Source organism: Buchnera aphidicola (Lipaphis pseudobrassicae) (assembly GCF_005081185.1).
Classification (GTDB): domain Bacteria; phylum Pseudomonadota; class Gammaproteobacteria; order Enterobacterales; family Enterobacteriaceae; genus Buchnera; species Buchnera aphidicola_AD.
This window is the reverse complement of the sequence record NZ_CP034870.1, coordinates 381,461-384,939: the sequence shown is the minus strand read 5'-3', so window position 1 is coordinate 384,939 and position 3,479 is coordinate 381,461. Positions and strand designations below refer to the sequence as shown.

General features: G+C 23.6%; 1 protein-coding gene and 1 pseudogene. One reads left to right on the top strand and one right to left on the bottom strand.

Annotated elements, in window-relative coordinates:
* Window positions 1-69 precede the first annotated feature (69 nt).
* Window positions 70-1,013: pseudogene (locus tag D9V70_RS01790) on the bottom strand (RluA family pseudouridine synthase).
* A 339-nt stretch (window positions 1,014-1,352) separates the two neighbouring features.
* Between D9V70_RS01790 and rne the strand changes: the two are divergent.
* Window positions 1,353-3,479, top strand: a 2,127-nt coding sequence (gene rne / locus D9V70_RS01785; RefSeq protein WP_253254792.1) for a ribonuclease E, incomplete at its 3' end; no start/stop codon positions are given.

The window sequence follows — 3,479 nt, the reverse complement described above, 5'->3', positions numbered from 1 at the left end:
CCATTAAACATTTTAAAAAAACTATTTTAATATAAAAATATCTTTTTTTATATGAAATTTTTTTAAAAATTAAATCATATATTGTAAATACTCTTTGAATATTTTATCTAATGGTGCTTGTATATATGTTTTGTTTCCATTGCTTGGATGAATAAAATTTATTTCACTACAATGCAGTAAAAGTCTATTTATATTAATTTTATTTTTTATATTGATATCTAGGTTTTTTTTTCCATAGTTTTTATCAAAAAATATTGGATGTCCCACATATGAAGTATGTGCTCGAATTTGATGGGTTCTACCGGTCTTAGGTATGATTGATAATAATGTTGATGAAGAAAATCGTTTTATTACTGTAAACAGAGTTTCTGAATCTTTTCCGGATGGGTGAATTAATGTTTTTTTTTTGTATTTTGTGATTTAATTTTTAGTAATGGTTCTGAAATTCTTTTTATTTTAAAAGGCCATAAACCATGTACTAATGCTATATATTTTTTTTTAATTTGTTTTTCTCTTAATTGTCTATGTAAAGATATTAAAGATAAACGTTTTTTTGCTAGTATTAATATGCCTGACGTGTCACGATCAATACGATGTACCAGCTCAAGAAATTTTTCCATTGGACGTAATTTTCGAAAATATTCAATAACTCCAAAATTTAATCCACTTCCACCATGTACTGCAATCCCTGAAGGTTTATTAATAATTAATAAATCATTATCTTCATATATAATATTATTTAACAAATTTATGGTGTGATTTGAAGGAAAAAAATTTTTTTTTATATTATTTGAGACTTTTATTGGTGGAATTTTAATCATATCTCCTAATTTTAATTTATAATATGGTCTGATTCTTTTCTTATTAATTCGAATTTTTCCTGTTCTTATAATGCGATAAATCATACTTTTAGGTAAGTGTTTAAACTTGCTATGTATAAAATTATCTAATCGTTGGTTTATCATATCTTTATTAATATATATAATAGATACAGGTAGTATTTTATCTTTCATTAAAAAAATCTCTATTTTAAAGTAATTTTTTTAATTTTTGTTTATTATAATATAATTGTTTGTATAAATATATTAATTAAATTATTTAATATTTAATAAAATATTAAAAAAGTATTTTAATTTTTTTATTATCTTATTTATAAAAAATATCAATTTTATTTGTATATATTGTTTTTCATATTTACATTTCTTTTTTATTTTATTTTTTTATAAAAAACTTATTTTTATAGGTATTTCAAATAGAAATCATATTATGATAATAAGAAATGAATTTTTACTAGTTTATATTTCCTGTTGATGCATTTACTTATTTATAAAAATAAGAGAGAAAAAGTTACAATGAAAAGAATGTTAATTAATGCAACTCAGCAGGAAGAGTTGCGTGTAGCCCTTGTTGATGGTCAACGATTATATGATCTTGATATAGAAACTTTAGGATCAGAACAAAAAAAATCAAATATATACAAAGGGAAAATTGCTCGTATTGAACCTAGTTTAGAAGCAGCTTTTGTAGATTATGGTGAAGAAAAACATGGATTTTTACCATTAAAAGAAATTTCTAAAAATTATTTTCCAAAAGGTTTTATTTATAATTTACGTTTTAATATTCAAGATATTTTACACATAGGACAAGAAGTTATTGTTCAAATAAACAAAGAAGAAAGAGGTACAAAAGGAGCAGCTTTGACTACTTTTATAAGTTTAGCAGGTAGTTATTTGGTTCTTATGCCAAACAACCCTAAGGCTGCTGGTGTATCAAGAAGAATTGAAGGTAATGACAGAATAATATTAAAAGAATTATTGATGTCATTAAAATTACCTGAAGACATGAGTTTAATTATTCGAACAGCTGGAGCAGGAAAATCTATAGAATCATTGCGTTGGGATCTATCATTAAGATTAAAACATTGGGATACAATTCAAAAAATAGCAAAAAAACGATCTGCTCCATTTTTAATTCATCAAGAAAGCAACGTTATCGTACGTGCTTTTCGTGATTATTTACGTCAAGATATCGGAGAAATTTTAATTGATAATCCCGAAATATTAGATTTAGCTCGCGAACATATTACCTTTTTAGGTAGACCTGATTTTATTAATAAAATAAAATTATATAGTGGTGTGGTTCCGCTTTTTAGTTATTTTCAAATCGAAACGCAAATAAATTCTGCATTTCAAAGAAAGGTACGATTACCTTCTGGGGGATCAATTATGGTAGATAGTACAGAAGCTTTAACTGCTATTGACATAAATTCCTCTCGTTCTACAAGCGGGATAGATATAGAATCTACTGCGTTTAATACTAATCTTGAAGCAGTAGATGAAATCTCTCGTCAATTGCGTTTACGAGATTTAGGAGGGCTCATAGTAATTGATTTTATAGATATGACTCCTATTAGTCACCAACGAGCCATTGAAAATAGATTGCGTGAAATTGCACGCGAAGATAGAGCTAGAATTCAAATTGGTCAAATTTCTAAATTTGGTTTATTAGAAATGTCAAGACAAAGATTGAGTTCGTCTTTAGGTGAATCAAGTCATCATATTTGTCCAAGATGTACAGGAACAGGAACAATTCGAGACAATGAATCTTTATCTTTATCTATTTTACGTTTAATTGAAGAAGAAGCATTGAAAGAAAATACATATGAAGTACATGCTATAGTTCCTATAGAAATTGCTTGTTATTTATTAAATGAAAAAAGAGAGGCAGTGCATGCTATAGAAAAACGTCAAGGTGGTGGAAAAACTATTATTGTTCCTAGTAAAAAAATGAAAACCCCACATTATTCTGTTTCTAGAATTAGAAAAGGTGAAAGTGTCAATTCTACTAGTTATTGTTTGTCTAATTTTAGAAAAAATAAAAATACGCATATCTTAAAAAACAATGTTTTAGAACCAAAGAAAAAAGAAAAAGTAAATATAAATAGTTTTAATAAGTTCCAATATAATTCTATAAAGATAAAAAAAGAAGAAAAAAATATTATTAAAAAAAATGATTCTAATAAAAAATTTTTAAAATTTTCATTTAAAAATAATTTTATATTTAAAATAATTCATTGGTTAAAAAAATCATTTTTAATAAAACATATTTTCCTTACAAGTGAAATTCTTAAAAAAAATACTTTTCAAAATAAGAATGATATCTTGTTAAAAAAAAAACATAATGCTTTAAATAAAAAAAAGGAATTATTTTTATTTAAATTATTTAAAAAAAATAATTTACTTTCAAAAAAAACTCAAAAAGAGCATTTTAATTCTAAATCAAATTTTATTGATTCAAATATAAAACATATTTCTTTTAACGATAAATATAAAAATTTAGTAAAAGATAATTGTATTGTAAAAAACAATAAAAAAGATTTTTTAAATAATAACAATATAAATTTTTTTATAGAAAATAGTTCTTCTTATAATAAAGAAAAAAAGTTACGAAATTATATAAATGAAAAAAATGAAACAAAT